Source organism: Pueribacillus theae, from assembly GCF_003097615.1.
Taxonomy (GTDB): domain Bacteria; phylum Bacillota; class Bacilli; order Bacillales; family UBA6769; genus Pueribacillus; species Pueribacillus theae.
This window is the reverse complement of the sequence record NZ_QCZG01000001.1, coordinates 65985-88766: the sequence shown is the minus strand read 5'-3', so window position 1 is coordinate 88766 and position 22782 is coordinate 65985. Positions and strand designations below refer to the sequence as shown.

The window sequence follows — 22782 nt, the reverse complement described above, 5'->3', positions numbered from 1 at the left end:
GAAGCCAAGCTCCGGCCGCTTGGCTTCACCGCCCCATTTATTTTACTACATTAAGGATCGCTTTCGTAGTCATTTTATTCGGTTCGTCAATCACTTAAGGCTTTCGCCATCCTTTGATAATCATTTTTTTCTAATCATTTGAAGTTCAATGTTTTTCACTTAAATATAAGCGAATGGTTGAACCTTCTTCGACTTTTTCGCCGGCTTTTGGCGATTGGTAAATCACTTTCTCGCCGGTTCCGGATGCATCGATTTTTAAATTGTAAAAAGCATTCCGGATTTCTTTAAGAGTTTGCCCAGTAAGATCCGGCACTTCGATCATTGGAGTGTCATTCCACGCTTTTTCTTTTTCAATTTGTTTTTTTCTCTTTTTAACGTCCATGACTTGCAGACTGTCGCCAATAATTTTACCGGCAATCGGAGCGGCGACGGTACCCCCGAATTGTACAATCCCTTTTGGATTGTCAATCGCAACATAGACAATAATCTCTGGGTCATCTGCCGGAGCAAAACCAATAAATGAAACAATGTAGTTATTTGTTAAATATTTTCCCCCGACAGCTTTTTGTGCCGTTCCTGTTTTTCCGCCGACACGATAGCCGTCGATAAACGCGTTTTTTCCAGTTCCCTTTGCAACAACGCTTTCTAGAGATTCACGGATTTTCTTTGACGATTCTTTTGAAATAACTTGCCGCTTCATCTTCGGTGTTATCTTTTCAACCGTCTCATTCGTTTTTGGATCGATCCATTCTTTTGCAATATAAGGCTCATATAAGGCCCCTCCGTTAATGGCGGCTGATACAGCGGTTATTTGTTGAATAGGCGTTACAGAAACACCTTGGCCAAATGATGTCGTTGCCAGTTCCACTGGCCCAACCCGTTCAAGGTCAAATAGGATTCCTGTACCTTCTCCCTGCAAATCAACACCTGTTTTTTCACCAAAACCAAATTTATGAATATAGGAAAACAGTTTTTCTTTGCCTAGCCTTTGGCCTAGCGCTACGAAGCCTGGGTTGCATGAATTCTCGACAACTTCTAAAAATGTTTGCTCACCATGCCCGCCCGATTTCCAACATCTTAGCTTGGCGCTACCGACTTTTATATGGCCTGGATCGTGAAAATGGTCATGCTCCAAGTCAACCTTTCCTTCTTCAAGTGCGGCAGCAAGTGTAATGATTTTAAATGTTGAACCCGGTTCAAACGTACTCCAAACCGGTTTGTTTTGATTATAGATTTCCGGTGCAATTTCCCGGAAGTTTTCCGGATTGAAATCCGGCCTGCTGGACATCCCTAAAATTTCGCCTGTCTTGGGATTCATGGCAATTGCCATGGCCCCATCCGGATGGTAAGTTGTCTCAGCAATATCCAATTCTCTTTCGATGATTGTCTGCACTTTTGAATCAATGGTCAGTTTTAAATTTAACCCGCTTTGGGGAGGTGTGTAGTCATCTGAAAGAAAAGGCAGGCGATTCCCTTTTGCATCTGAGTAATACTCAACTTGGCCTTTTTTTCCACTCAATTTTTCGTCATAATATTTTTCCAGGCCTGTTAGCCCCTGATTATCAATCCCCGCAAAACCGAGGACATGTGACAAATAGCTGCCAAATGGATAATGGCGCTTGTTATCTTCAGCGATATATACGCCAGGTAATCGCAATTTTCTTATTTCATTTGCCTTTTCATTTGAAATTTTTCGTCCTTCTGGATGAATCCACTGGGAAGATGAGGGTTTCGTAAGAATCTCATATACTCTATCTTTCTTCATATTAAGAGCGGACGCCAGTTTCTCAGCGGTATCGTTGGCATCCTTCACTTGCCTTGGCACGACAAGGATAGACGGAGCACTTATATTTTTGGCGAGCGGAATATCGTTGCGATCAAGAATTTCTCCGCGTTCTGCTTCAAAAGGAATATTTCTGCTCCATGAATCCTTTGCTTTTTCCGTTAGCCAATTCCCCTGTATTAGCTGTACATACCCTAACCTGGCAATTAAAACGAAAAACACAATTACGCCAATTACAAGCGAAAAAATAATCCTTTTCCGTACAGTAACATTTGAAACGCGCAAAGTGAGGACCTCCCTTACTTAACTCGTTTCAATATATGCTTGTACGAAAATAATTAGACGCCGCTCACTCATTTTGTTTTTGTTTTGGCTACTCTGGAGGAGCAAGCTGTATCGTGATTTGATCCTTTTCTCTTACTGATTCTTTTGGCTTTATACTTTGTTTAACAACATAGCCGGAACCATTTATTTTCGGTTCCAACTGCAGGATTTCAACGACTTTCAAGGCGTCCGCCAAAGACCACCCTTTTAGATTCGGCATTTTAATTTCTCCGTCGCCTTTTAAAATGATTCGTTCTCCATTTAAAACAGATGAACCCGGATAAGGAATCTGTTCCTGTATCAAGCTATCTTTGTTGCCTAAAGCCTCGACTTTAAACCCTTTATTTTCAAGTTCTTTTCTCGCTTCTTCCAACTTTTTCCCAGCATAATCTTCCAGTTCTAAGCCATAATTACTATTTTTCGAAAGAGCTTTCTTTGAATCCTCAGATGCATCTGGTTCGATATTTAAATGCTGTAAACTGTTTTTCGTAATCGATGTAAATAGCTTTCCTGTTGCTTGAGAGCCTGTTTCGAAGCCTTTAAGTTTAGGGCGGTCTACGGCAACATAAACGACTAACTTCGGATCATTTTTAGGTGCCATTCCTATAAATGAATAAATATTTTTTCCCCATCCTTTCATATATCCGCCATTCGGAGATGGGATTTGTGCAGTCCCCGTCTTACCGGCAATGTCGTAGCCTTCAATCGCAAACGGCTGTCCTGTTCCATCTGTTACAACAGTTTCCAGAATGTCTAATACTTTTGATGCCGTTTCTGGAGAAATGGGCTTGCCTGTTGATTTTGGCTTGTTTTCTAGGATGATTTCGTCTGTTTCAGGGTCTATGATTTTTCGTGTAACATATGGACGCATCATCACGCCATTATTTGCAATCGCAGTCGCTGCCTGAATTTGTTGTATCGGCGTAACAGCTGTACCTTGGCCAAAGGAAGTCGTTACTTTTTCAATCTCAGCTTCATAGCGGAAAGCACTGTTTGCTTCATCAGGCAAATCGATTCCCGTTTTTTCGCGAAAACCAAACTTTGTCAAATACTGGTATAGACGATTAAAGCCTAACTTTTCTTTCGCCAACTTGGAAAAAGCAACGTTTGATGAGCGTCTTACGCCTTCATCAAAGGTAATGCTCCCCCATCCCTCACCATTGTTATGGTCAGAGATGACACCACCGGCAACTTTGTATTTTCCAGATTGATACTTTTCCTGTCCGTTGTATACTCCCTCTTCAATCGCGGCGGCAAGGGTAAATACCTTCATTGTGGAACCAGGCTCAAAACGGGAGGAAATTGCATCATTTGAATAGTTTGCAATATCTCTTTTATTCGGATTAAAACTTGGCCGGTTCCCTAAAGCTAGAATTTCACCTGTCTTTGGATTGGCAACGATTGCGATTGCTCTTTCCGGCTTGTATTCTTTTTCAATTTCATTTAATGCCTGTTCAACGAAAAGCTGAATATTTTCATCAATTGTTAAATAGACACTTTTTCCATTTTGGGGCTTTTCTATTTTTTCATCTGGCACAGGCAGCTTTGTTCCGCTTCCATCGCGTTTAAATGTAACCGATCCATTTTTTTCTATTAAATATTTATTCAAACTTTTTTCAAGGCCCATTACCCCTTCCTGGATATCAGACTGTTCATTTTCATTCACAAATCCAATGATATGTGACGCGAACACCTGATTAGGGTAATATCTTTTGGTCTCTCTTTCAAAACCGATCCCCGGGAGATTTAATTCCTCTATTTTATTTTTTTGCTTTTGCGTAAGTTTGCGGCCGTAAGCGCCAAACTCAACTTGAAAGCGCTTCTTTTGCTTTAATATTTTTTCTAGATTTTCTTTTGAGGCACCTAAAATAGGCGCTAGCTGTTTCGCAGTTTCTTCAGGATCCTTCACGTGGTTTGGATAAGATCGATCGAGAATCGCATAAATCGTATAGGAAGGAATATCTTGCGCAAGGACGTTTCCTTTCCGATCATAAATGGAGCCTCGGTGGGCTTCTAACGTTTTGGAAGTTGTCCAAAGTTCTTGGGCAAGCGTATTTAATTCTTTTCCGTCTACTTCTTTCGTTATTTCGATGTATAAAAATCTTGTAAACAATAAAAGAAAGAGCAGCACAAACAAAATTACAACACTGGCTGCTCCTTTATTAATATTTTTATTTTTCATTTGTCCCATTTTTATCACACTCGCGTAGCTTACTCTGTGATGACCTTTACATTCTCTTCATTTAATTCCAAACCCAATTCATTTTTTGCGATATTAAAAATCCGATCAGGATCGCTCAACTCTGTTACTTGCAATTCCAAATCCTGGTTTTCGCGGGTTTTTGCATCAATTTCTGTCTGAACAGCTTGAATGTCCCGATTTATTGAATTGATCGATGAATAATTTGAAATAACAAAAACGGAAGCAAGGAAAAAAGTAATCGCAAGAATCGCTAATAATACGACTTCCCCTTTAGTTATTCTACCTTTTTCGACAACAACTGTCGATGTTTTCTTTACATGCTTTTGAGCATGTTGCTGTTTTCTCCTCGTTTGAAAAGCCAAATTATCCAAAATTTATCCCCCTATCGTAAAATTTAACACTTTTCCGCAACCCTGAGCTTTGCTGAACGCGCTCTTCGGTTATGTTTAATCTCTTCTTCCGTCGGCAAGATGGGTTTTCTCGTAATCAATTTTACTTTCGGTTTGTATTCATCCGGAATGATAGGAAGCCCTTGCGGAAGTTCCGGGCCTGTGCTTTCCTTTTTAAAAACTGTTTTACATATTCGATCTTCTAGAGAATGAAACGTAATAACAACGATTCTCCCTGCCGGGTTTAATAGTTCGATCCCCTCTTTTAGCCCGGCTTCAAAAACTTTCAGTTCATCATTCACTGCTATTCTTATTGCTTGAAATATTCTTTTTGCCGGATGCCCGCCTTTTCTCCGGGCAGGCGCTGGAATGGCTTCTTTAATTATCTCAACGAGCTCACTAGTCGTCTCTATCCGTTTCTTTTGTCTTGCATATCCAATTTTTCTCGCAATTTGCTTGGAAAATTTCTCTTCGCCATAGTGAAAAAAAATGGAAACAAGCTTCTCATATTCCCACTCGTTTACAATTTCCTTTGCTGTGAGGTGTGCATTTTGATCCATCCTCATGTCTAATGGGGCATCGTGATGATAACTAAATCCCCGTTCAACCTCATCCAATTGCGGGGAAGAGACACCCAAATCAAAAAGAATGCCATCTACCATCGTTACATTTCGGCTGTTTAATTCTTCTTTTAAAAAGCGAAAGTTGTTACGGATAAAAGTGAAATGATTATGATGGGAAAAATATTGCTCGGCATGGCGAGCGGCCGTTACATCTTGGTCAAATGCATAAAGATGTCCGTTAGGCGATAATTTTTCCATGATTTTTGCACTATGCCCACCTCTTCCAAACGTACAGTCAACATAGATGCCATCAGGGGAAATATTAAGTTGTTCAACTGCTTCTTCTTTGAGTACTGTTTCGTGTCCGTTCATACGTCTCCCACACTTGGTTGTCCAAAAAAAGACTAGAGTCTCCTGGCTCTTTTTGAAACATCATTCAATAAATAGCTACAATTCAAAGTCAATTAAGCTTTCAGCAATTTCACCAAAAGATTCTTCAGAGTCATTGTAGTAATCTTCCCAAACAGCATTGCTCCAAATTTCAATTCGATTTGAAACTCCGATGATTGTACACTCTTTTTCCAATTTGGCATATTTCCGGAGTGTCGGCGCAATATTGACTCTTCCCTGTTTATCTAGTTGGCATTCCATTGCCCCTGAAAAAAAGAATCTTGTAAAAGCTCTTGCATCTTTTTTTGTAAAAGGAAGCGATTTAAGCTTTTCTTCCAACACTTTCCATTCTTCTAAAGGGTAACCAAATATGCATTGATCTAGTCCTCTAGTGAGCACAAATGTTGAGCCAAGTTCATCGCGGAACTTTGCAGGAATGATCATTCGTCCTTTTTCATCAATGTTATGTTCATATTCCCCCATGAACATGGCCCAATTCCCCCACTTTCATAATCTAATCTACCACATCCCCCCACAATGTACCACACTCTTTTTTTACTATTTCCATGAAAAAAGAAAAAATCCTGCCAAAGCGGCAAGATTTTATTTTATAGTGCGTGTTCAAAAAGGAGGACAACGAGAGGCAAGAAGGTCGAGGAAGCGCAGCTCTGAGCAACACAGCGTATGTTTGTAGGATACGTGAGGAGCGGAAGAGCAAGCTGACGAAGAGATTCGCAGCCTATTAAGGAAGTTCGACTAAATCATCACGTCCTGTGATAACGTCGAACTGACTTACTTCCTGTAAGCCTCCGGACTTTTTTAACATCCTCTTATATATAGATGATATGATGTTTATCATTCTCCAAATCAAGGATTGTAAATAATTCATCGATGAAACTTAACCCATATTTATTTAAAAAATAAAAAATGTTCCAGCTGCGTTCTTGCATGCCCCCGTTTGGAACGAGGGAAGCTTCAATGGTATCGAATGCCTGTAATTCATTCAAGTAACGCTCTTTATACATTCGCTCAATTTTCCTTTCCATAAAGTCAATTTGTGACATGATAAACAATCGGTTTTTCTCGGACAATTTTCCTAAATTCCGATCATTCTCCCAAGCAAATTTTCTTAACTTCGAATGAGCGAGATCGATCATATTTCGTGTTTCTTGAATAATCGATTCAAGATCATTGTTTTTTCGGCTTTCAAGCCATTGATTTCGAAACATTTCTACACCAGAAGTTAATATATTCTCTACCGACAAATGAAATTGTTCAAGCATTTTATTTATCTTCCGCTCTACGACTGTAAGATTCATACGCGGAACGACCGGCGGCATTTTTCGATTCATCACTTCGAATAATAGCTTAAGCTGTGCCCAATATGTAATCTCCCCGGGGCCTGCTACAAACGCTAGTGTCGGAAAAAGAAAATCCTGCATTAATGGACGGGTGACAACATTGTTGCTTAATAATTCTGGACTTTCCCTACTAATGTTGACTAGTTCCTCTTCCGTGAATTGACGATCTTTTTCTTTTAAATAAAACATATTGTCTTGATTTTTATGTAAAAGTTCTCTTTTCCCGTTTAGATGGTAAAATAAATGAACACATTCAGCATCTGTTTCAATGATCGTCGGATAATCCAGCTTCCCCATTAGGCTTTCTTGCTCTTTTAAAGCTGCTTGCAGTTCATTCGTTTTACGGATCATTTCTTCAAAAAAGACGGCTTCGATTTTTCTTGCTTCTTCCTGATTTGAATCAATAAAAATAAGGCCATATTTTTGAAAAAAGTGAGACATCACGTGAATAAAAAAGGCGCTGATCGTTTTTGAAACATGGATTTTCTCTTTTAAAAGCTTCATCATCTCGGAAGTATGGGCGGATTCTCCAAAAAAAGAAAATATTTCTTCTACCCATTCTTCCATTGAATCTTGATCAAGTGTAATATCAGAAACTGGTTGTTTATCCACTTGCTTATTCGGAAACTTCTTTTTGATTAGCTTTCCATCTTTTTCTACCCAAATATGATTGATCTCTTGGTAATCATGGTCCTCTCCCGCTACCCAAAAGATAGGGACAACCGGGGTTTTCAGTTGGTCCTCGTATGCTTTAGCCAATTGAATCGTCGTGATAGCTTTATAAATTGTATAAAGCGGCCCGGTTAAAAGGCCTGCCTGCTGTCCCGTAATAACTACCGTACAATCATTTGCTTGTAATTTTTCTATGTTTTCAAAGACCTTCGGGTGTGTTGAAAATTGTTCATTGAATGCAAGAAGATGGTTTGCAAGTTTATGGCGTGGAAAATCATTTTTGACGAGTTCATTTCTTCTTTGGACGTACGTGCTTCTATTTTTATAGTCATATTCAAAAAATTTTCCAGCTTCACCTTTACTATGAACATAATCGTCAAAGAGACGATTTGAATTTGGAAGAATACATTCATCAATAACCATTTTTCTTTCCCCTCTTTACAAAGTGAGAATGAATCAAAGTGATTCCGTTCACAATTTTTCATAAGGCTGCTCTGCTTCACTATTTTCTACTTCTAGGGCTTTTATACTCGTGAAAACAAATTCTGTATAAGGGAGTGTTTTTTTCTGCTCTTTAGCTAGCGATAAGATATAACCGCTAATGGCGTCGATTTCTGTTCTGCGTTTTAACTTTATATCACACAACATTGATGATTCGTTTTTTGCAGTCTTTTCACAAATGGACACGACATGATCCCATAACCCTTCATTTTGAATCATTAAAACAGAAACCGTTTCTTCATATAATTGCCGCATTAATTTAGTAAAGCAACCGTTTTTTACTAACGTACCATTTTTTATTCGATAGATGGCTGTCAAAGGGTTTATCAAAGCATTTACAACTAGTTTGTTCGCAAGCATCTTATACCAATCTTGTTGAAATTCAATTGGGAATTGATGTTGAGACCAGGATTCAATAAATACTAACTTTTCTTCATCGATTCCTTCGTCGAATGGAGCTATTTTCACTTTTCCATATCCTGTATGGTTCACTTCATTTCCAGACAATTTCATAGCCCCATGCTCCACAATTCCCAATACAATAGAACAATGAGTTAGTTTCTCCAAAAAGGGGAGATGGCCCATGCCATTTTGAATAAATAAAAAACATCTATTATGGCAATTTTTTTTTATTACCGGCATGATCTCTTTTAATTGATGCTGTTTAACAGATACGATGACGAACGGATCGTTGATTTCTGTATTTAGAGTAAGTTGGGCTGCACATATTGAAAAATGCTTCTTTTTTTCCCCGTTACGAAAAATGAAACCGTCTTTATTTAGTAGGTCTGCCTGCTGCGTAGTTCGGGTATAAAGGGTGACTTTAATCCCAATCTCCCTTAAATAAGCCGCAAACAGAAGCCCAATTGAACCTGCACCTAAAATCGAAACGCCCACAAATTTATTCTCCCTTACAAGAGGATGTTCAAAAAGTCCGGAGGCTTACAGGAGGTAAGTCAGTTCGACGTTATCACAGGACGTGATGCTTTTAGTCGAACTTCCTTAATTAGGCTGCGAATCTCTACGTCAGTTTGCTCTTCCGCTCCTCACGTATCCTACAAACATACGCTGCGGTGCTCAGAGCTGCACTTCCTCGACCTTCTTGCCTCTCGTTGTCCTCCTTTTTGAACAAGCAATTTAAACATACTTATATCATTGTAGCATTGGAAGGCAAGATGTAGAAATAAAAAAACTCTCCCTCTTATGCAAGGTGAGAGTTTATAGAAAAATTTAGTGGTCTTCTTCCTCAACGAATTTGCTTGCCCGATTCATAATTTCAATCATCGTCTTATAATCTTTTTTTAATATTTCATTTACTTCCGTTAATTCTTTAAGTTTACTCTCGTATTCTTTTTTTGTCTCCTCAAGTTCTTGGCGCAATTTAAAATTTTCTTGTTCCAAAGCATGAATTCTTTTTTCATCTGTTGCTAATTTTTGCAGAAATGAAATAACATCCTCCAAGTTCATATTTTTATCTAACTCAGATAGCATGTTAAAGGATAAACCGCTTTCACTTTGGTGTGTTTTCCGTTGCTCTTTTGCTAAAGCAATCGATTCCTCATATTTTTTTCGAACTGTAGAATTCCAACGGAAACCACATGCAGCAGCAGTCCTCCCAAGACGCTCCCCTACTTCTTTAAATGCTGACAATTGCGTGCTTCCTTCACGAATATGCTTTAAAACAATTTCGGCCAAAATTAAATCTTCATCTTCCGTCCAAGCATCTTGCCTGTGTACAGCCAAAGCTATCCTCCCCCATCTGCATCAAATTCATTCTTATTTAATTTATGCAAATGGTAGAAAAGATAGAATAGAAACTATATACGCGGATTAAAATTCTTCGGTTCCTTTCATCCTTTGCCTTGCTCCGAATTTATTTGTTAAGAAAACGGCGAACGGCTGCGTGGTGTTCTTCCTTTTCCCAAAGTTTAGAGCAGTTTCGAATTTCTTTTTCTACATTCTCTTCAAAGGTAGCGAGATCAAATTTGTTCAGCCAAATCTTTTTGTATGCTGAAAGTACATTAGCGCTTTGTTTTAGGTATGGATTTAAAAATTGTCTCAAGCCATCTTCCAAATTTTCATCGTCATTAATTAATTGATGTATAAAACCATCTTCAAAACCTTTTTCAGCGGCGAAAAGTTGAGAAGTCATTAAGTATGTCATGGCATCGTGAGGCTTCAGACGTTCAAAAAGCATTGTGCCTCCGCCCCATCCCGTCGTAATTTCGAGGGAACCTTGAACAAATCCGAATTTCGTGTTTCTTCTTGCTATTCGAAAATCGCAAGCTGTAATAAGTTCACAGCCTCCGCCAACAGCCGCCCCATTCAACAGAGCAACCGTCGGTTTTGGAAATAAAAAAATGCGTTTTAAAATTTGCCCCATTTTTGAAAGCATACCGTACGCTTCCGCTTCCGTATAGAGAGAATGGAATAAAGACAAATCGCCACCAGAACAAAATGCCCGATTGCCGCTTCCCGTCATAACGACAATTTTATCATCTGTCGCTTCGATTTTATGTAATATTTCGTCTAGTTCATCCATCATTTCGTAGTTTACTGCATTTCTCAACTCAGGCCGACTCAGCGCGATCCAAGAAATCCCATCTTCTTGCTTCCATTCCAGTGTGTTCATCATTTCACCCCATTAAAGAAAAAGCAGAGAGCAATGTACTCTCCACTTCATTCTTACTTGCTGATCACTTCTTCACCTTTGTAAGTTCCACAAGATTTGCAAACACGGTGAGACAATTTGTATTCTCCGCAATTTGGACATTCCGTCATGCCCGGTACTTCTAGTTTGATATGTGAACGACGCATATTTTTTTTGCTTTTCGATGTACGACGCTTAGGTACTGCCATAACTACCCACCTCCTTTACAAGCGAATAAACGTCAAATCTCTTTGTCAGTTTCACTCACATCCTCACGTTTTTAAATACGTGTGGTGTCCACTTGTTCATTCCCTTGATCTTCTCGTTTCTCATTCGCTTCCTCAGCCTTTTTACTCATCATCCGTATCATTTTTCTTCCCAAAAAATTCGGCTAACTTAGCCATTCTCGGATCGATTCTAGGTTTTTTGTCTTTTTCGGAAAGCATTGCCCAGCCTTCTCCCGAAGATGTAACTTTTGCACTTGGATGGACAACTTTCATCGGAACGGCAAGCAGGATATTTTCCTCAATAATTGGCATAAGATGAATTGTACTATCTTTCATTTTGTGAAAGACTTCATTCTCTCCCTCTTCCCACTCCGTCGGGCCGCGATCCAGTTGAAAAGATTCAATCGTGTCTATTGTAAAGGGATAATCTACATCTTTAAGCGTTAATGAACAAGGAAGAACCATCTTCCCTGTCAAGTGTAAAGTGAAAGTAACAACATTATTCACTAAATTTCCTTCACCTTGTACCCTTACGTTAGAAATATCGCGAATTTGTTTATCCTTTTCCTTCAAATCATCTACATTGACAACTTCATCCAGCAAAAGACGATCATTTCCAAGGCGCTTAATTTCTTCTATTGTCCATTTCAGCATGTTTTTCACCTCGAAATAACAAGTGTAATTATAGCTTGCCTTTACTCTATTGTCAATAAAGCGAAACTTCCTTCAGTGTGGCTTATTATCTCCAATTCCACAATAATTACATAATTTTTTGCTCCTCACTTTTCATACCAGTATAATTTAATTAACAATTCGAAAGAGGAGAATTCATTCATGAAATCTGTCGGAATCATTGTAGAATATAATCCATTTCACAACGGCCATGCCTACCATTTGCAACAAGCAAAAAAGAAAACGAACGCTGATATCGTGATTGCCGTTATGAGCGGTTACTTTCTTCAGCGTGGTGAACCTGCCCTAGCAAGCAAATGGACACGAGCGGAAATGGCCTTAGCCGGAGGAGCGGATCTCGTTGTTGAACTTCCTTATGCCTTTGCAACACAAAAAGCTGAAGTGTTTGCAAACGGCGCTGTCTCCCTTCTAAAGGCATTACACACAGATGCGATTTGCTTCGGAAGTGAAGAGGGGGACATTGACGCCTTTCATGAACTTTTGTCTTTTCATCAAGCAAACGAAGAATTGCTGGATGCTGAAATTAATCAGGAAATGAAAAAAGGGCTAAGTTATCCAAAAGCTGCTTCGAATGCTTTCCAAAAAATTAAACATAAAGGCCTGCTTGATTTAAGCCTGCCCAATAATATATTAGGATTTCATTACGTTAAAGCAATCAAAGAGCAGCAGGCACCTATTGAAGCGTTAACTGTCAGGCGGACGAAATCAGGTTACCACGACCAAACACCAGCCAGTCCAACCATCGCGAGTGCAACGAGTATACGAAATGAAATAAACAGCAAGCGCTCCATTCAGACCATTCAACAATTCGTACCCGATTCGAGTCTATTGCTTTTAAAAAAAGAGTTTGACACGTTTGGCAAGCTTATAAGCTGGGAAGATCTGTTTCCGTTTTTAAAATATAGGCTTTTAACATCGACGCCAGGCGAACTGCAAACAATATATGAAATAGAGGAAGGAATCGAAAACCGTTTTATGCAATACATAAAAGAAGCTGAAAGTTTTAAAGGATTTATCCAAAAAGTGAAAACAAAGCGTTTCACGTGGACACGGCTGCAAAGAATGTGTACACATATGTTGACAAATGCAAAAAAAGAAGAAATGCAAAAAGCCTTAACCTCAAAAAAAGCAACCTATATCCGTTTGCTGGCAATGTCTAAAAAAGGGCAGTACTATTTAAGCAAAAAGAAAAAGAATATTGGCCTTCCGATTATTTCCAAATACTCAAAACAATACAGCACACTGCTGCGGCTTGATGATGTTGCTGCATCTGTATATGCGATGGCTTACGATCAATCCAAACGGGAAAAACTAATAAAAAGCGAATATTCTACTCCCCCAATGAAAGAGGCAGGTATCTAGATTAACAAAAATCATCCGATAGGCAGTTCAATGTTTTCATCTGGAACTGCCTTACATTTCACGAGGGTTGTTCAAAAAGTCCGGAGGCTTACAGGAGGTAAGTCAGTTCGACGTTATCACAGGACGTGATGCTTTTAGTCGAACTTCCTTAATAGGCTGCGAGTCTCTTCGTCAGCTTGCTCTTCCGCTCCTCATTTAATTGAAAGGAGTTATGCACCTGCTTCTACAAGCATTGCTCCGAAGCAAGCTTCCTCGGTGCAACTCGTAGCGGATCATAGAAGTATCGCTCGTCGCTGCGGTGCTCAGAGCTGCGCTTTCTCAACCTTCTTGCCTCTCGTCGTCCTCCTTTTTGAACACGAACTTTCACGTTACAAATTTGAGAGATAGTCAATCGCTTCTTGTGCGGTTTTTACAGGGATAATTTTCATTTTTGTTTTAATTTCCTCCGCAGCTTCTTCCGCCTCTTTAAAATTATTCCCATCTACAGGGGCAAAGAAGAAATCAGCATCCGCATTGTCCGCCGCGACGACCTTTTGTTTTATTCCTCCAATCGCCCCCACATCACCGTTTTCATTAATTTCGCCAGTTCCGGCGATTTTATATCCTTTCGTTAAATCTTTGTCAGTTAGTTGATTATAAATTTCAAGAGTAAACATTAAACCTGCGGAAGGGCCGCCGATACTGTTTGTATTGAAAGTAACTTTTCGCTCTGTATTTACAACCCTTTTCGTTACTGGCCCAACGATTCCTACTCCCACCTTATTCTCGCCAGCCAGTCCATAATCCTTTGGAAACTGTTGAACCTTCACCTCAGCCGCTATCATTTTCCCATTTCGATTTATATCAAACGTTACGGTTTCTCCTTCTTTTTTTTCTTTTAAATAGGCAAGCAATTCTTCCGATGTCTCAATTTTCTTACCGTCAACTGATTGAATGATGTCACCGACTGCTAGCTTTTTTTCTGCTGGCATGCCTTCAATTAATCCGGTAACGATGACCCCTTCATTTTTTATTTCGACTTGTTCACCAGCCAATTTAAATGCGGTGATGATAGCTGCCTGTTGAGACATCTCCATTACTTTCAATTGCCTATGATCATACTCGCTATCACTTTCCCACTCTCTTTTTATTTGGTTTTCGGGAAAGATATATTGGTATTTATTAAAATGAGCAATGGCATATTGTAAAATATTTGCTTTTCCAATCCGAATCGTTGTGAGCATTAACTCTCCCGTCTCAGAGTTGCCGCCTTCTACGGTTACCATATTATCAAGCGATTCAGCATCGCCGGGATACGTCACGTAAAAAGGCAATTTTATCACAGTAAGTAAAATAATAGCCACTACTACCGCAAATATGGCATATGTTCTTGATTTGTATGGATGTTTTTTTGTGAATCTCATCAGGCGTGGGACTCCTTCCAGTTTTCAATTGCCTTTTCAATGTTTGTAAGCTGCTTCTCTGTTTCCCTTTTCCCTAATTGAATCAGTTCATTCGCATGTTCAAAAGAATGCAGACTATAATTGCCTAAATCGGGACGAATGATGATATCTGTTTTTATTTCATGATAGCGAACCATTTCATTTTGCATAATATCCAAGCTTTGCAAAATAACATCAACAATTGTGGTGATTTGCGGTTTCGTTTTTAAATTAAATACATCAACAGCGATAATAACATCCGCCCCCATTTCTTTCACGACTGACACCGGGACACGATCAACAACACTCCCGTCAACGAAATATCTCCCATTTATGTTTTCAGGCACGAAGACCCCCGGGATGCTGATGCTTGCCCTTACGGCATCCGCAATGTTTCCATCCCGAAATATAACCTTTTCCCCTGTATGTAAATCGACTGCAACAATCGATAGTGGAATGGCTAAATCTTCTATTTTTTTTCCTTGTGTCAAAAGGTGAATGAGCTCTTTTACTTTACTCCCGGCAATAAAGCCCATTTTCGGAAACATAAAATCAAAATAGAATTTATGCCGAAACAAAGAGGCAAACCGTTCCAGCGTTTCTCCATCGTGTCCCATACTATAAAGGGCTCCGACTAGAGATCCGATACTGCAGCCAGCAATGAAATCGATTGGAATATTATTTTTTTCAAGCACTTGGATTGCGCCAATATGAGCGAATCCTCTCGCACCTCCCGCACCTAATGCCAACCCAATTTTCGGCTCCATATCTGCACCCCTTTAGTTTTTGGTCTATTAAATAAATTAAAACGTATAATTTAACGATCGGACAAACATAACAAACAAAAGTCAGATGACAGAGGACTGACTAGAGGAAATCGGCGGCGAAAGAACCGATTTCCTATACTCAATTTAAAAAAGTGAAACATGTATTGCGTGGTGATGAATAAACGAATGGGTCCTAAAATGAAAACGTTGCTTTACGCCATAATCATAACATTTATTGGTTTTTCGATAATTATTTCACCAAATGATTCTGTATCCGCAGCTTTAAATGGAGTAAAAATGTGGGGAGAAGTTGTTTTTCCCTCTTTGTTCCCATTTTTTGTCATCTCAGAAATCATGATTGGGATTGGGATTGTCAATTTCGTCGGTATCTTACTCGAACCTTTTATGCGGCCTCTTTTCCGTGTTCCAGGGGCAGGCGGATTTGTATTGGCGATGGGAATGGCTTCTGGCTTTCCTGCGGGCGCTAAATTTACAGCAAGGCTTAGGCAGGAAAAGCAGATTACAGCCATCGAGGCGGAACGCCTCTCCGCTTTCACGAACTCTTCAAACCCACTCTTTTTGAGCGGTGCGATTGCTGTCGGCTTCTTTCACAATGTTGCTCTCTCTCTCTTAATTATGACCTGCCATTATTTAAGCAATCTTTTTGTCGGGATTACGATGCGATTCTATGGAAAAAGAGAAGAAAATTCAAAGACGAAACGGCCGCATCACACCGCTTCCTTAAAACTGGCGTTTGAGCAAATGCACCAAAAACGTTTAAATGATAATCGAACGCTCGGGCGGTTGCTCGGTGATTCAGTAAATTCGGCAATACAAACACTATTAATGGTCGGTGGGTTTATTATTCTTTTTTCAGTATTAAATAACGTATTAAGCATCATTAATATTACTGATGCTATAGGAACAATGATAGGAGTTTTTTTCTCTATCTTCACCATCCCGGCTGAATTAAGCCCCGCATTCTTTGCAGGCTTGCTCGAAATAACAAATGGCGCCCAACAAATAAGCGAAACGGCAGATGTCTCCCTATTTTATCAGGTGCTGCTTGTAAGTTTTATTTTAGGCTTTAATGGCTTTTCAATCCAGGCTCAAGCTGCTACTTTCCTAGCACAAGCTGATATCCGATTTTGGCCTTTTTTTATTGGAAGAGTTCTTCATGGCACCTATGCGATGGTGTTTACAGCGATTTTATGGAAACCTCTTTATGCTGCTCATCATGATTCCAATCCACCTGTTATCAGTTGGATAAACCAACAAGAATCGATCAACATGTTTATTAATCTTTGGGAGATTTTTGTAAAATATGGTTCTTTTATTACTTTATTTTCGATTTTCTTTTTTATCATTTACCAATTGAAAATTATAAAGTAAAACCAAAAAATACCCCGCTCATTAACGGGGTATTGAAAATTTTCTTTTAAGCGCTTCTTCTACAACTGGAGGAACGAGACCAGAAACACTGCCTTGATATTTTGCAACCTCTTTCACAATGCTTGAGCTTAAAAAAGAATACTCATTATTTGTCATAATAAAAAATGTCTCAATTTCATTGTCGAGTTTCCGGTTCATTGAAGCAATTTGCATTTCATATTCAAAATCAGAGACTGCTCTCAATCCACGGATAATGCAATTTGCTCCAACCTTTTTCGCATAGTCAATTAAGAGCCCGTTAAAAGAATCAATTTTGACATTCGGAATATCTCTCGTCGTTTCCTCTAAAAGTTCAATACGCTCTTCAACTGAAAATAACGGTTTCTTGTTTATATTATTTAATATTCCGACGATAACTTCATCAAAAACAGTAGCACCTCTTTTAATAATATCCAGATGCCCCAACGTTATTGGATCAAAACTGCCTGAACAAATAGCCACCTTTCTCATTTCTAAATCCCCCTCGTATTCATCTTGTAAGAAAAAATTGATATTGACGTGCTTCCGTAAGTTTCATATTTCGTTCGAACGATTTCTCCTATTTGATTATGTAATTCAAATTCTTTCGCATGTTCAACTATAATTCGCCCAGAATGGGATAACAAACCGAAAGATTGAATCGTTTCAATATCTGAAACGGTTGTCTTATTGTAAGGTGGATCAAGAAAAATATACGAAAAAAAAATATTTCTTTTCTTAAGCGCCTTCAGAGCAATTTTTGCATCGTTTCGATAAACTTCGGCATTTTCCTTAAAATGAGAACGTTTTAAATTTTCGTTTATCGTTTGGACAGCTTTATAATCCCGATCTACAAAAATGACTTTAGAAAAACCTCTGCTTAAAGCTTCAATTCCCAGGGCACCGCTGCCGGCGTATAAATCTAAACCGACTTCATTTTGAAAATAAGGGCCAATCATATTAAAGATAGATTCCCGTACTTTATCTGTTGTAGGCCTTGTTGAATGGCCAGGAACTGCTTTTATCGATAACCCCTTCATTTTTCCAGCTATTATCCGCATTGTGGACACCTCGACAAATTGAACACTGCTCTCACTATTATCCCACTTGCAACCACCCGTAAAACCCCACTTCAAGATTTAGAGGAATTGATGGCGTTAAGTGGACAATGGTTACTAATTCCCTGGCAAGTCTCCTTTTATACAAAACCATCCTACCATATTTAATTAAAACTTTAAATTTATTTTTCTGTCAAATTTATTTTATGTATACAAAAGATTGATTTGGCAATAATACAACTAACAGCATCAAATACGATGTTGTGCCAACATCGGTGAAAGCTTACTTTCCCCATAAGCTTTCATCCGGTTTCTCCTCTCCCATTGCCTCAATGGATAGAGGCTCCTGCAGGACTTACCTGCAGGTATTTTTTTACATAAAGAAAACTCGCCGAACCTTATAGGCATAGACAGAGGCCTAATACTCTCGCTAACTCTCTACGAGCACAGTCTCGGTATACTGCTGCATCGATTTTCTGCCGTTCTGTCCATTCATACTTTCTAACGTCGTATAAAAACCCGGCTTTATATAAACCGGGTTCCAAAAATGCTACAAGCCAATTTTCAGTTCAAATTCCTTCTCTTTATCGACCACTTTTTCATATTCTGTTTTAAGAAAAGGTTTTAGTGAAGGCTGAACAGCTTTCACGTAATGCAGCGAATTAAGTTTTTCGATTGTTTCATCAATATTTTCTCTGTTGCAATATACAATAGCGTACTTCATCCTCTTAGATGTATAAACTACATTGCCAAAACGGCGCAAATTTTTCATTTGTTTTAAAGAATAAAGCCAAACCGAAAGGCCAATGCGCTCTCCGATCATCTCATTTCCCCTTTGCTTTTTATTACCAGTTAGCACGTCCTTTTTTCCTTACCCGCAATTGCAGGCTCCACCTGAACCGCAGCCACCTTCGCAGCTTCGATTATCAAAAAAAGGATTTCCTGTTGGAACTTTAATAAAAGGTGAAACAGCACCGGCAATAATTGCACTTACTTCATTTAACAATGATTCTAGATCTGCCTCTGATTGTTTAAATGCAGCAACGGCTTCATTAAGATCAAGTTCACGCTTTAAATGGCGCATTTTTGTAGAGATCTCTGTAAAGTTGGGATGATATTTACCAAACCTTTGAACTTCATCATATTCTTCTTTCATTTTTGAAAACCGTGCGATTAGTTGCTGTGCTTCTAAATTATGGGCTAATGACTCTTTTGCCTGTCGATATTTATTTGCAATCTCAGATTGAGAGATATATGTAGCTAACATATTAGAATTTTCAATCACTTCCAGCAAATCACTTGTTGCAATCATTCAATACACCTCCATACTCCTTTATTATATATAAATTACCCCTTAATTACAAAAAAAGGAATACGCCATGCAATTGGCTAACCCATTACATGGCATTATTTTATCACGCATTAACTAAGCAGCAGACCCCCACTGATTGGTCTCACTTTATATCGACAGTAAATTTTTCATGATATTGATAAGGCTGCTGATTATTATGAACAAATTGCAATGTAATCTCATGTGTTCCTTTTGGGAGGCCTTTTATAATAAAGGCAGCTTGATTAACATCCTCTATCTTTTTCCCATTTACATACACATGAATATGCCCTTCTCCATCCTTCCTTGTGCTTTTTTCACCATCGGAAACGAAAGAGAACCCGGGAACGATGCATTCAACATACACATCCCTTCCCTTTACACTGTAATTTATTTTAATTGCCTTAAATTTACTTTGTACAGGCATATCCGTTATATTTTCTTTACTAAAGGTAGTTAACGGTTGCATAAATGCCATTTGAAAGCATAAAAACAAGCCCACTCCAAGGCTAATTATCCATTTTCTGCTCATTTGATCATAGACCTCCTTCCTTCTTTTTAGTGTCCGCCCATTTATTTGTTTTTATCCAATATAAAACCCAGTGTTCACCACTGGGCTCTGTTGTAATATTGCTTATCGCCTCGGTCGATTATAAGTAAAAGGACTTTGATACATCATGCGGGGTGCAGTTGGCGGCTTTTGTTTTGGCTTAAAATCACGGATAAGCTCTTGAATATTTCCAACAAGTCCTTTCATATCTGAAATATTTTTTTGGACTTGATCGAAATCAACCTGTCTTAATTTCCCAAAAAAACCTAACCGCTCATCGGAACTGGAATTCCCTCCTTCTTTCTCTTTATAAACATCCCATACTTCATCTTGCTCACCTAATATATACCACTCCTCATATAATTCCTTCCAATTTCGCCTTCCATTTCTTACCTCTTTTATTAAAGAAGGATGTTTCTTAACAAATTTTTTAAAAGATTCGACAGATTGTTGAGACAACGGAATCCCTCCCGTAACCTATAAAAAGTATTCTTTCTTTATATTTTACCGCTCTGCCTAAAAAAGAGTTCGCCTATTTTATTATTTGTGTCAATTGTTCAATAATTTGATGAACTTTCGTTTTCAATTTCCTGTTTGTTTTCTTTACAATTAAAGTGGGTTATACTTAAACTGTTATTATTATTTGTTTAAAGGAGAGAAAATCGATGAAGTTTGAAAATACCGGCATTGAAGGGAAAACTGTTCAATTCTCTGTACTTGAGCATATTGCGGGCTCTGTCGGGTTATTTCGAGATGGACATTGGGATTATGAACGGGCTACATACGACTATAAGTTTGAAAACATGGTGACTGGCGATGTTTTTTATTTGCGGGTACCCTCAGTTGCCATCGAAGGCGTTGTTGAAGATTCAGCGGCCATTATGAAGCTTGGCGTACCGTATATAGGAAAGCATTACTATCCGCATGGCGTTGAATATGAAGATGAAGAGTTTCCTGAAGAAATCATTAAAGCTTCTAATGACATATTAAAGCAATTTGAAGAGCTTCTAGAAAAAGCAGTTGTATAACGCATGGAATTTCCATGCGTTTTCTCTTTATGTTAGACTCTTAATTGTTGGCAGCCCCCACATCGCATGATGCTTTAAAATCAAGTTTCCCCATATTATAATAAAGGTAGTTTACTTTTATTTGGAAAGGAGTTAACGTTGAACAGACAAAAAATCCGGCGAGCGCTTATCATCAGTTTAGTGATCCTCCTATTATTATTACTAGCCATTTGGATCTTACCAGTTTCTTTACCAATCCTTCTTGCTTTTTTCACTGCCTTAGTTCTTGGGCCTATTGTTAATCTACTGCAATTAAAGTTAAAATTAAGGCGACAGTATGCTGTATTGATTATATTTCTCGTTTTTTTATGCGTTATCGGCTTCGGTGGATATTTTCTAACATCCAAAATTGTTTCGGAAGGAATTCAGCTTGTCGAAAGTTTGCCGCAATATGTAAACGATGCGAAACAAATGTGGGATAATACAGAAGAAAATATTGCTGCAGGGCTTGATGCGTTTCCACCTGAATTTGTCAATGAGCTTAACAGGCAAATCGATACGTTTTTTGAAAATACAAGATACAGGCTTGCACAATTGGATTATTTTGGCTACATCACAAAGTTTATTACTGAAATCCCTAATTTTTTAGTCAGTTTTCTTGTCTATCTCATTGCTTTATTTCTTTTTATGCTTGAGATGCCCCGCTTGAAAACTAAATTATATTCTCATCTCACAGAAAAAACCTCTAAAAGAGTAAGTTTTATGACATCGCGTCTTTCTCATGTATTTATTGGGTTTTTTAAAGGCCAAGTGCTTGTAAGCATCATCATTTTTTTCGTTTCTCTTATTGGGCTTTACTTAATTGCGCCAGATGTTGCACTAGTGATGTCCTTTATTATATGGATTATTGATGTTATCCCGATTATTGGCTCGATTGTTATTCTCGGTCCATGGTCAGTTTATAAATTTATTGTCGGAGATCCTGTGATGGGTACAAAGCTCGCGATTCTGGCAGTCATCCTTTTGGCAATTCGCCGAACTGTTGAACCTAAAGTGATGGGGAAACAAATTGGTCTATCCCCACTTCCAACCTTAATTTCCATGTATATCGGATTAAAGCTTTTCGGCTTTATTGGATTTTTTGTCGGTCCACTTATCGTCATTTTCTTTAATTCTGCAAGAGAAGCGGGAATCATTAAATTAAACTTTAAAATTTAAAGCCGTCCACACGAAGTAGACGGCTTTGTTTAATTTCCAAGAATGGCTTTTATTAAACTCGTCGTTTCCCCATTTGGAAAAATAACATACAACAATAGATAGACAACGACACCGGTAATTGCAGTGAAAAACCAAATCATAGAAGTCCAAGGCCCAATTTTTTTATGCTTAACAAAATTCCCTTTGAACGCGAGATATAAAGTAACAAGCCCAAATACGCCGCCAGTTGTAGCTAGAAAGACATGGAAAATTAAAAAGATCGTATAAAAAATCTTTAAATGCTCAGGGCCTCCAAAGCTTACGTTCCCAATAAATACCGTCCGTGACATATAGATAATAAAAAATGTTAAAGCAAACAAAGCAGCAGTTATCATGATCTTTTTATGTTTTTCTCGATTGCCAAGCTTAATTTCACGCCAACCAAAAGCGATAAGTATAGCGCTTATCACAATACAAGATGTACTGATTAAAGGTAAAATGGCTGCCATATTCTTTGTTTTTCCTCCCCGCAAAAAACGAATGGCTGCAATTTAAGATTGCAGCCATCACATTTTTATTAACTTTACATTTGCTTACCAAATTAACGCTGCTATCCCAACAATACATAAAAGAGCTACAAAAAATCCAGTCCAAATTGCCAATGTCGGAAATTCGTGATTTTTTTGCCCCATATGCATAAATACATAAACTTGGAAGACAAATTGGATACCAGCCATAATTAAGACGAAAATGGCTTTAAACGCCGGTGTAATGGCATCGCTGGCTACAGCTGCAAAAGCAACGATTGTTAAAATAATCATCATCGCAAAGGAGATGAGCTGAAGCTTCATTTCCGACTTATATTCAATCTCTTCCTCTAACGTCATTTTCGGTGAGTTTAAATCTTTATTCTCTTCAACCATT

General features: G+C 38.5%; 25 protein-coding genes. 4 read left to right on the top strand and 21 right to left on the bottom strand.

Annotated elements, in window-relative coordinates; genetic code table 11:
• Positions 1-145: 145 nt before the first annotated feature.
• The 11 genes from DCC39_RS00490 to DCC39_RS00440 all read right to left on the bottom strand — a co-directional run bounded on the left by DCC39_RS00490 (position 146) and on the right by DCC39_RS00440 (position 11717).
• On the bottom strand, positions 146-2068 hold the full coding sequence (locus DCC39_RS00490; RefSeq protein WP_116552909.1) for a stage V sporulation protein D: 1923 nt from the start codon (positions 2066-2068) through the stop codon (positions 146-148).
• A gap of 88 nt (positions 2069-2156) precedes the next feature.
• Positions 2157-4298 carry a penicillin-binding protein gene (locus tag DCC39_RS00485; RefSeq protein ID WP_116552908.1) on the bottom strand — a complete coding sequence of 714 codons (2142 nt, stop codon included), beginning with the start codon at positions 4296-4298 and terminating at the stop codon, positions 2157-2159.
• A 20-nt stretch (positions 4299-4318) separates the two neighbouring features.
• Positions 4319-4681: a cell division protein FtsL gene (gene ftsL / locus DCC39_RS00480; RefSeq protein ID WP_165820751.1), complete on the bottom strand. Its 363-nt coding sequence runs from the start codon at positions 4679-4681 to the stop codon at positions 4319-4321.
• A 23-nt stretch (positions 4682-4704) separates the two neighbouring features.
• On the bottom strand, positions 4705-5634 hold the full coding sequence (gene rsmH, locus DCC39_RS00475) for a 16S rRNA (cytosine(1402)-N(4))-methyltransferase RsmH (RefSeq protein WP_116552906.1): 930 nt from the start codon (positions 5632-5634) through the stop codon (positions 4705-4707).
• 75 nt (positions 5635-5709) lie between these two features.
• Positions 5710-6141: a division/cell wall cluster transcriptional repressor MraZ gene (gene mraZ / locus DCC39_RS00470; RefSeq protein WP_116552905.1), complete on the bottom strand. Its 432-nt coding sequence runs from the start codon at positions 6139-6141 to the stop codon at positions 5710-5712.
• 341 nt (positions 6142-6482) lie between these two features.
• Positions 6483-8108 (bottom strand): bacillithiol biosynthesis cysteine-adding enzyme BshC, encoded by a 1626-nt coding sequence (gene bshC / locus DCC39_RS00465; protein ID WP_116552904.1) that lies wholly within the window; start codon positions 8106-8108, stop codon positions 6483-6485.
• Between the two features lie 48 nt (positions 8109-8156).
• Positions 8157-9083 (bottom strand): 2-dehydropantoate 2-reductase, encoded by a 927-nt coding sequence (locus DCC39_RS00460; protein WP_116552903.1) that lies wholly within the window; start codon positions 9081-9083, stop codon positions 8157-8159.
• 333 nt (positions 9084-9416) lie between these two features.
• Entirely contained in the window at positions 9417-9929 is a 513-nt protein-coding gene (locus DCC39_RS00455; RefSeq protein ID WP_116552902.1) for an RsfA family transcriptional regulator, read from the bottom strand.
• Between the two features lie 130 nt (positions 9930-10059).
• Positions 10060-10818 carry an enoyl-CoA hydratase/isomerase family protein gene (locus tag DCC39_RS00450; protein ID WP_116552901.1) on the bottom strand — a complete coding sequence of 253 codons (759 nt, stop codon included), beginning with the start codon at positions 10816-10818 and terminating at the stop codon, positions 10060-10062.
• A 53-nt stretch (positions 10819-10871) separates the two neighbouring features.
• Complete coding sequence (gene rpmF / locus DCC39_RS00445) at positions 10872-11045, bottom strand: 50S ribosomal protein L32 (RefSeq protein WP_116552900.1); 174 nt, start codon at positions 11043-11045, stop codon at positions 10872-10874.
• Positions 11046-11186: 141 nt separating this feature from the next.
• The gene (locus DCC39_RS00440; RefSeq protein ID WP_116552899.1) at positions 11187-11717 is read right to left on the bottom strand and encodes a YceD family protein; all 531 of its coding nucleotides are present in this window, start codon (positions 11715-11717) and stop codon (positions 11187-11189) included.
• A 180-nt stretch (positions 11718-11897) separates the two neighbouring features.
• On the opposite strand from DCC39_RS00440, the gene DCC39_RS00435 reads away from it, so the two are divergent.
• On the top strand, positions 11898-13118 hold the full coding sequence (locus DCC39_RS00435) for a nucleotidyltransferase (RefSeq protein ID WP_116552898.1): 1221 nt from the start codon (positions 11898-11900) through the stop codon (positions 13116-13118).
• A 368-nt stretch (positions 13119-13486) separates the two neighbouring features.
• On the opposite strand, the gene DCC39_RS00430 is transcribed toward DCC39_RS00435, so the two are convergent.
• Positions 13487-14521 carry a SepM family pheromone-processing serine protease gene (locus tag DCC39_RS00430; protein ID WP_116552897.1) on the bottom strand — a complete coding sequence of 345 codons (1035 nt, stop codon included), beginning with the start codon at positions 14519-14521 and terminating at the stop codon, positions 13487-13489.
• Positions 14521-15306: a patatin-like phospholipase family protein gene (locus DCC39_RS00425; RefSeq protein ID WP_116552896.1), complete on the bottom strand. Its 786-nt coding sequence runs from the start codon at positions 15304-15306 to the stop codon at positions 14521-14523. Before DCC39_RS00425 ends, DCC39_RS00430 begins: the two co-directional genes overlap by 1 nt.
• Positions 15307-15504: 198 nt before the next feature.
• Here DCC39_RS00425 and ylbJ point away from each other — a divergent pair, with 198 nt between their 5' ends.
• Positions 15505-16698, top strand: coding sequence for a sporulation integral membrane protein YlbJ (gene ylbJ / locus DCC39_RS00420; RefSeq protein ID WP_240613463.1), 1194 nt, complete (start codon positions 15505-15507; stop codon positions 16696-16698).
• A 21-nt stretch (positions 16699-16719) separates the two neighbouring features.
• Here the strand turns inward: ylbJ and coaD are convergent, their stop codons facing one another.
• From coaD to ylbD, 6 genes are all read right to left on the bottom strand, one after another.
• Positions 16720-17208 (bottom strand): pantetheine-phosphate adenylyltransferase, encoded by a 489-nt coding sequence (gene coaD / locus DCC39_RS00415; RefSeq protein WP_116552895.1) that lies wholly within the window; start codon positions 17206-17208, stop codon positions 16720-16722.
• A gap of 2 nt (positions 17209-17210) precedes the next feature.
• Entirely contained in the window at positions 17211-17777 is a 567-nt protein-coding gene (rsmD, locus tag DCC39_RS00410) for a 16S rRNA (guanine(966)-N(2))-methyltransferase RsmD (RefSeq protein ID WP_116552894.1), read from the bottom strand.
• 547 nt (positions 17778-18324) lie between these two features.
• A complete protein-coding gene (locus DCC39_RS00405; RefSeq protein ID WP_116552893.1) occupies positions 18325-18597 on the bottom strand; it encodes a YlbG family protein in 273 nt (90 codons plus the stop codon).
• A gap of 48 nt (positions 18598-18645) precedes the next feature.
• The gene (locus DCC39_RS00400) at positions 18646-19086 is read right to left on the bottom strand and encodes a YlbF family regulator (protein ID WP_116552892.1); all 441 of its coding nucleotides are present in this window, start codon (positions 19084-19086) and stop codon (positions 18646-18648) included.
• Between the two features lie 142 nt (positions 19087-19228).
• Positions 19229-19636: a hypothetical protein gene (locus tag DCC39_RS00395; protein ID WP_116552891.1), complete on the bottom strand. Its 408-nt coding sequence runs from the start codon at positions 19634-19636 to the stop codon at positions 19229-19231.
• A gap of 102 nt (positions 19637-19738) precedes the next feature.
• Positions 19739-20113, bottom strand: a complete 375-nt coding sequence (ylbD, locus tag DCC39_RS00390; RefSeq protein ID WP_165820750.1) for a spore coat protein YlbD — start codon at positions 20111-20113, stop codon at positions 19739-19741.
• Positions 20114-20319: 206 nt separating this feature from the next.
• Here ylbD and DCC39_RS00385 point away from each other — a divergent pair, with 206 nt between their 5' ends.
• The gene (locus tag DCC39_RS00385) at positions 20320-20682 is read left to right on the top strand and encodes a YugN family protein (RefSeq protein WP_116552889.1); all 363 of its coding nucleotides are present in this window, start codon (positions 20320-20322) and stop codon (positions 20680-20682) included.
• Between the two features lie 138 nt (positions 20683-20820).
• On the top strand, positions 20821-21879 hold the full coding sequence (gene ytvI / locus DCC39_RS00380; protein WP_116552888.1) for a sporulation integral membrane protein YtvI: 1059 nt from the start codon (positions 20821-20823) through the stop codon (positions 21877-21879).
• Between the two features lie 29 nt (positions 21880-21908).
• On the opposite strand, the gene DCC39_RS00375 is transcribed toward ytvI, so the two are convergent.
• Both DCC39_RS00375 and DCC39_RS00370 read right to left on the bottom strand, forming a co-directional pair.
• A complete protein-coding gene (locus tag DCC39_RS00375; protein ID WP_116552887.1) occupies positions 21909-22367 on the bottom strand; it encodes a DUF420 domain-containing protein in 459 nt (152 codons plus the stop codon).
• A gap of 84 nt (positions 22368-22451) precedes the next feature.
• Positions 22452-22781 (bottom strand): cytochrome C oxidase subunit IV family protein, encoded by a 330-nt coding sequence (locus tag DCC39_RS00370; RefSeq protein WP_116552886.1) that lies wholly within the window; start codon positions 22779-22781, stop codon positions 22452-22454.
• Between the last annotated feature and the right edge of the window lies 1 nt (position 22782).

Excerpts from the sequence above, each read along its gene's own strand:
- DCC39_RS00400 (WP_116552892.1), bottom strand. The coding sequence starts at position 19,086 with ATGATTGCAACAAGTGATTTGCTGGAAGTGATTGAAAATTCTAATATG.
- rsmD (WP_116552894.1), bottom strand. The coding sequence starts at position 17,777 with ATGCGGATAATAGCTGGAAAAATGAAGGGGTTATCGATAAAAGCAGTT.
- mraZ (WP_116552905.1), bottom strand. The coding sequence starts at position 6,141 with ATGTTCATGGGGGAATATGAACATAACATTGATGAAAAAGGACGAATG.
- DCC39_RS00435 (WP_116552898.1), top strand. The coding sequence starts at position 11,898 with ATGAAATCTGTCGGAATCATTGTAGAATATAATCCATTTCACAACGGC.
- rpmF (WP_116552900.1), bottom strand. The coding sequence starts at position 11,045 with ATGGCAGTACCTAAGCGTCGTACATCGAAAAGCAAAAAAAATATGCGT.
- ylbJ (WP_240613463.1), top strand. The coding sequence starts at position 15,505 with ATGAAAACGTTGCTTTACGCCATAATCATAACATTTATTGGTTTTTCG.
- coaD (WP_116552895.1), bottom strand. The coding sequence starts at position 17,208 with ATGAGAAAGGTGGCTATTTGTTCAGGCAGTTTTGATCCAATAACGTTG.
- rsmH (WP_116552906.1), bottom strand. The coding sequence starts at position 5,634 with ATGAACGGACACGAAACAGTACTCAAAGAAGAAGCAGTTGAACAACTT.
- DCC39_RS00440 (WP_116552899.1), bottom strand. The coding sequence starts at position 11,717 with ATGCTGAAATGGACAATAGAAGAAATTAAGCGCCTTGGAAATGATCGT.
- DCC39_RS00450 (WP_116552901.1), bottom strand. The coding sequence starts at position 10,818 with ATGAACACACTGGAATGGAAGCAAGAAGATGGGATTTCTTGGATCGCG.
- DCC39_RS00370 (WP_116552886.1), bottom strand. The coding sequence starts at position 22,781 with ATGGTTGAAGAGAATAAAGATTTAAACTCACCGAAAATGACGTTAGAG.
- DCC39_RS00430 (WP_116552897.1), bottom strand. The coding sequence starts at position 14,521 with ATGAGATTCACAAAAAAACATCCATACAAATCAAGAACATATGCCATA.
- bshC (WP_116552904.1), bottom strand. The coding sequence starts at position 8,108 with ATGGTTATTGATGAATGTATTCTTCCAAATTCAAATCGTCTCTTTGAC.
- DCC39_RS00395 (WP_116552891.1), bottom strand. The coding sequence starts at position 19,636 with ATGAGCAGAAAATGGATAATTAGCCTTGGAGTGGGCTTGTTTTTATGC.
- DCC39_RS00425 (WP_116552896.1), bottom strand. The coding sequence starts at position 15,306 with ATGGAGCCGAAAATTGGGTTGGCATTAGGTGCGGGAGGTGCGAGAGGA.
- DCC39_RS00375 (WP_116552887.1), bottom strand. The coding sequence starts at position 22,367 with ATGGCAGCCATTTTACCTTTAATCAGTACATCTTGTATTGTGATAAGC.
- DCC39_RS00405 (WP_116552893.1), bottom strand. The coding sequence starts at position 18,597 with ATGATCGGAGAGCGCATTGGCCTTTCGGTTTGGCTTTATTCTTTAAAA.
- DCC39_RS00385 (WP_116552889.1), top strand. The coding sequence starts at position 20,320 with ATGAAGTTTGAAAATACCGGCATTGAAGGGAAAACTGTTCAATTCTCT.
- DCC39_RS00485 (WP_116552908.1), bottom strand. The coding sequence starts at position 4,298 with ATGGGACAAATGAAAAATAAAAATATTAATAAAGGAGCAGCCAGTGTT.